The sequence below is a fragment of the Tahibacter harae genome, assembly GCF_024437735.1.
In the GTDB taxonomy this organism is placed as follows: Bacteria; Pseudomonadota; Gammaproteobacteria; order Xanthomonadales; family Rhodanobacteraceae; genus Tahibacter; species Tahibacter harae.
This window is the reverse complement of the sequence record NZ_JANFQO010000054.1, coordinates 1-5,751: the sequence shown is the minus strand read 5'-3', so window position 1 is coordinate 5,751 and position 5,751 is coordinate 1. Positions and strand designations below refer to the sequence as shown.

The 5,751-nt window shown below is 55.1% G+C and carries 2 tRNA genes and 3 rRNA genes; all 5 read right to left on the bottom strand.

Features of this window, described 5'->3' with window-relative positions:
- Positions 1 to 69 precede the first annotated feature (69 nt).
- Positions 70 to 182: ribosomal RNA gene (gene rrf / locus NM961_RS23685) — 5S ribosomal RNA — on the bottom strand.
- A gap of 120 nt (positions 183 to 302) precedes the next feature.
- Positions 303 to 3,176, bottom strand: a 23S ribosomal RNA gene (locus NM961_RS23680).
- A gap of 232 nt (positions 3,177 to 3,408) precedes the next feature.
- A tRNA-Ile gene (locus tag NM961_RS23675) sits at positions 3,409 to 3,485 on the bottom strand.
- 20 nt (positions 3,486 to 3,505) lie between these two features.
- A tRNA-Ala gene (locus tag NM961_RS23670) sits at positions 3,506 to 3,581 on the bottom strand.
- Positions 3,582 to 3,669: 88 nt separating this feature from the next.
- Positions 3,670 to 5,206: ribosomal RNA gene (locus tag NM961_RS23665) — 16S ribosomal RNA — on the bottom strand.
- The 16S, 23S and 5S rRNA genes sit together here with 2 tRNA genes alongside, the layout of an rRNA operon.
- Positions 5,207 to 5,751: the final 545 nt, after the last annotated feature.

Sequence of the window (5,751 nt, the reverse complement as noted above, 5' to 3'; positions counted from 1 at the left end):
GCGCTTTCGACAATCGCGCAAAAGCCAAAACGCCAACCGGTTAGGGTTGGCGTTTTGGAGGTTGTAAGGCCCTGGCAGTGACCTACTCTCGCATGCGGAAGCACACTACCATCGGCGCGGGTTCGTTTCACTTCCGAGTTCGAGAAGGGATCGGGTGGTACCAAACCGCTATGGCCGCCAGGGAGGAGTTGGAGTCGCGCTATGGAGCGCGGACTCAGCGTTGTGACTTGGGATGTGAACGTGTGTTTGGAACAGTCGCGTCAATGTGTGATTGAGGCGTAGTTGAAGCGTCTTGGAGTTATATGATCAAGCCGCACGGGTCATTAGTAGTGGTTAGCTCGGCATTACTGCGATACACACCCACCCTATCAACCAGGTAGTCTACCTGGGCCCTTCAGGGAGCTTGTGCTCCGGGAGGTCTCATCTTGAGGCGCGCTTCCCGCTTAGATGCTTTCAGCGGTTATCGCTTCCGATTATAGCTACCCGGCAGTGCCACTGGCGTGACAACCGGAACACCAGGGAATCGTCCACTCCGGTCCTCTCGTACTAGGAGCAGCCCCTCTCAAACCTCCAACGCCCACGACAGATAGGGACCGAACTGTCTCACGACGTTCTGAACCCAGCTCGCGTACCACTTTAAATGGCGAACAGCCATACCCTTGGGACCGACTACAGCCCCAGGATGTGATGAGCCGACATCGAGGTGCCAAACACCGCCGTCGATATGAACTCTTGGGCGGTATCAGCCTGTTATCCCCGGAGTACCTTTTATCCGTTGAGCGATGGCCCTTCCATACAGAACCACCGGATCACTAAGTCCTACTTTCGTACCTGCTTGATCCGTCGATCTTGCAGTCAAGCACGCTTATGCCTTTGCACACAGTGCGCGATGTCCGACCGCGCTGAGCGTACCTTCGAGCTCCTCCGTTACTCTTTGGGAGGAGACCGCCCCAGTCAAACTACCCACCATACACGGTCCCCGATCCGGATTACGGATCCAGGTTAGAACGTCAAGCACATCAGGGTGGTATTTCAAGGATGGCTCCACCACAGCTAGCGCCATGGTTTCGTAGCCTCCCACCTATCCTACACAGACGAACTCAACGTTCAGTGTAAAGCTATAGTAAAGGTTCACGGGGTCTTTCCGTCTTGCCGCGGGAACGCTGCATCTTCACAGCGATTTCAATTTCACTGAGTCTCGGGTGGAGACAGCGCCGCTGTCGTTACGCCATTCGTGCAGGTCGGAACTTACCCGACAAGGAATTTCGCTACCTTAGGACCGTTATAGTTACGGCCGCCGTTTACTGGGGCTTCGATCAAGAGCTTCGCCTTGCGGCTGACCCCATCAATTAACCTTCCAGCACCGGGCAGGCGTCACACCCTATACGTCCACTTACGTGTTTGCAGAGTGCTGTGTTTTTGATAAACAGTCGCAGCGGCCTGGTCACTGCGGCCCGAGAGTGCTCAGCAACGCACGTTGCCACACTCTTGGGCGCACCTTCTCCCGAAGTTACGGTGCTATGTTGCCTAGTTCCTTCACCCGAGTTCTCTCAAGCGCCTTGGGATTCTCACCCTGCCTACCTGTGTCGGATTACGGTACGGTCTATCTGTAACTGAAGCTTAGAGGATTTTCCTGGAAGCGTGGCCTCAGTGACTTCGCTCAAAGAGCTCGTCTCGGTGCTCGGTGTAAATGAGAGCGGATTTGCCTACTCTCAACACCTACCGCCTTTCCCCGGGACAACCAACGCCCGGTACACCTAGCCTTCTCCGTCCCCCCATCGCATTACAGACAGGTGCGGGAATATTAACCCGCTTTCCATCGACTACGCATTTCTGCCTCGCCTTAGGGACCGACTCACCCTGCGCCGATTAACGTTGCGCGAGGAAACCTTGGGCTTTCGGCGGGGAGGCTTTTCACCCCCCTTATCGTTACTCATGTCAGCATTCGCACTTCCGATACCTCCAGCAAGCCTTACGACTCACCTTCACAGGCTTACGGAACGCTCCTCTACCGCGCATTCAAAGAATGCACCCCGAGCTTCGGTATATCGCTTAGCCCCGTTAAATCTTCCGCGCAGGCCGACTCGACCAGTGAGCTATTACGCTTTCTTTAAAGGGTGGCTGCTTCTAAGCCAACCTCCTGGCTGTCTATGCCTTCCCACATCGTTTTCCACTTAGCGATAATTTTGGGACCTTAGCTGCGGGTCTGGGTTGTTTCCCTTTTCACGACGGACGTTAGCACCCGCCGTGTGTCTCCCATGCTCGCACGTGCTGGTATTCGGAGTTTGCAATGGTTTGGTAAGTCGCAATGACCCCCTAGCCATAACAGTGCTCTACCCCCAGCAGTGATACATGAGGCGCTACCTAAATAGCTTTCGAGGAGAACCAGCTATCTCCGGGTTCGATTAGCTTTTCACTCCTAGCCACAACTCATCCCCTACCTTTGCAACGGGAGTGGGTTCGGGCCTCCAGTCCGTGTTACCGGACCTTCACCCTGGTCATGGCTAGATCACCCGGTTTCGGGTCTACGCCGTGCGACTATGCGCCCTATTCAGACTCGGTTTCCCTTCGCCTCCCCTAGACGGTTAAGCTCGCCACACAACGTAAGTCGCTGACCCATTATACAAAAGGTACGCAGTCACCCTTGCGGGCTTCCACTGCTTGTACGCATACGGTTTCAGGTTCTATTTCACTCCCTTCACCAGGGTTCTTTTCGCCTTTCCCTCACGGTACTTGTTCGCTATCGGTCAGTCAGGAGTATTTAGCCTTGGAGGATGGTCCCCCCATGTTCAGACAAGGTTTCACGTGCCTCGCCTTACTCAATTTCACACTGCAGGCCCTTTCGTGTACCGGGCTATCACCGTCTATGACTGGCCTTTCCAGACCATTCCACTAAAACCTGCATTGCTTAAGGGCTAGTCCCCGTTCGCTCGTCACTACTTGGGGAATCTCGGTTGATTTCTTTTCCTTCAGGTACTGAGATATTTCAGTTCCCTGAGTTCGCCTCCACACCCTATAGATTCAGGTGAGGATACTCATTGCTGAGTGGGTTTCCCCATTCGGACATCACCGGGTCAAAGTCTGCTGCCGACTCACCGATGCTTTTCGCAGGCTGCCACGTCCTTCATCGCCTCTGACTGCCAAGGCATCCACCGTATGCGCTTAGTCGCTTGATCATATAACTCCAAGTCGCCTCGGAATTACACAATAAGCTCCTGTGATACTTCGCCTACTTGCCTCAACGACACATTTGGACTCGACAGAGTTCCAAACGCTTGTTCACATCCCAAGTTGTCAAAGAACGCAACCAAGCCACAATGCTCAGCTGCTTAAATTCGTGTGCGCACTCATTCAGAAGGTTTCATACCCGGGTTTTACCCGCTCACCATTCCACCGCATCGCGGCAAATGGTGGGTCTGGGAGGACTCGAACCACCGACCTCACCCTTATCAGGGGTGCGCTCTAACCACCTGAGCTACAGACCCATCGTTCTTGCGAACTTTAGTGGTGGAGCTTGTCGGGATCGAACCGACGACCCCCTGCTTGCAAAGCAGGTGCTCTCCCAGCTGAGCTAAAGCCCCGTGTACGGAACACTCATCGTCGCGATGAGGCTCTCTTCTGAATGCAGGTGCCTTGTGAGGGCGTCTTGAGATGGCCAAGCCATACTCTAAAGGAGGTGATCCAGCCGCACCTTCCGATACGGCTACCTTGTTACGACTTCACCCCAGTCATTGACCACTCCGTGGTAAGCGTCCCCCTTGCGGTTAGACTACCTACTTCTGGAGCAACCAACTCCCATGGTGTGACGGGCGGTGTGTACAAGGCCCGGGAACGTATTCACCGCGGCATAGCTGATCCGCGATTACTAGCGATTCCGACTTCACGGAGTCGAGTTGCAGACTCCGATCCGGACTGGGATCGGTTTTCTGGGATTGGCTCCACCTCGCGGTATTGCAACCCTCTGTACCGACCATTGTAGTACGTGTGTAGCCCTGGCCGTAAGGGCCATGATGACTTGACGTCATCCCCACCTTCCTCCGGTTTGTCACCGGCAGTCTCCTTAGAGTTCCCACCTTTACGTGCTGGCAACTAAGGACAAGGGTTGCGCTCGTTGCGGGACTTAACCCAACATCTCACGACACGAGCTGACGACAGCCATGCAGCACCTGTCTCACGGTTCCCGAAGGCACCCTCGCATCTCTGCAAGGTTCCGTGGATGTCAAGGCCAGGTAAGGTTCTGCGCGTTGCATCGAATTAAACCACATACTCCACCGCTTGTGCGGGCCCCCGTCAATTCCTTTGAGTTTCAGTCTTGCGACCGTACTCCCCAGGCGGCGAACTTAACGCGTTAGCTTCGACACTGATTGCCAAGTTGCAACCAACGTCCAGTTCGCATCGTTTAGGGCGTGGACTACCAGGGTATCTAATCCTGTTTGCTCCCCACGCTTTCGTGCCTCAGCGTCAGTGTTGATCCAGATGGCCGCCTTCGCCACTGGTGTTCCTCCCGATCTCTACGCATTTCACCGCTACACCGGGAATTCCACCATCCTCTATCACACTCTAGTCCGCCAGTATCCACTGCAGTTCCCAGGTTGAGCCCAGGGCTTTCACAGCAGACTTAACGAACCGCCTACGCACGCTTTACGCCCAGTGATTCCGAGTAACGCTTGCACCCTTCGTATTACCGCGGCTGCTGGCACGAAGTTAGCCGGTGCTTATTCTTTCGGTACCGTCATCCGTACTGGGTATTAGCCCGCACGATTTCTTCCCGAACAAAAGTGCTTTACAACCCGAAGGCCTTCTTCACACACGCGGCATGGCTGGATCAGGCTTGCGCCCATTGTCCAATATTCCCCACTGCTGCCTCCCGTAGGAGTCTGGGCCGTGTCTCAGTCCCAGTGTGGCTGATCATCCTCTCAGACCAGCTACGGATCGTCGCCTTGGTGGGCCTTTACCCCACCAACTAGCTAATCCGGCATCGGCTCATCCAATCGCGTGAGGCCTTGCGGTCCCCCACTTTCACCTCTCGGTCGTATGCGGTATTAGCGTAAGTTTCCCTACGTTATCCCCCACGACAGGGTAGATTCCGATGCATTCCTCACCCGTCCGCCGCTCGCCGCCAGGTTGCCCCGCGCTGCCGCTCGACTTGCATGTGTTAGGCCTGCCGCCAGCGTTCACTCTGAGCCAGGATCAAACTCTTCAGTTTAATCGGCTGACTTTCGTCAAATTACTTTGAGGGTCTACTAGCTTGCATTTGCATGCTTGCTTCGTTAGACGCCTTGATATTTCGATGGACTTGTTTATCCATCCCAAGGCGCCCACACAAAACACCTGCGCACACTGTCAAAGATCTTTCAGCCCGAAGCGAACCTTTTGTTCCGCTTCACCCCGGCAACCTTTCGTCCCGGTGAGCCGCCTATCTTACACCACCTTTCGTTTCCGTCAACACCCCAGTTCGTCTTTTTTTCGAACCGGGCGGCTGACTCAACCACCCCGAAAAGCGTCTTTCATTCCTGCAACTTTCGTTGCCGCCCTCACCGCGCTACCACCTCGGTGAAGGGCCGCGAATCATACAGCCGGTTTGCGTTTCGTCAACCCCCGGCGTACCACTTTCTTTCCGCCGGAAACCAACCCACTCAACCCTCCGCACAACCCGCCTGAATCTTCCGATCCAGCCTCCGCTTCCAACGTCCGTCTCAGCGAAGGGGCGCGAATCGTACATCGGTTTTTCGTTTCGTCAAGCCGCCGGTC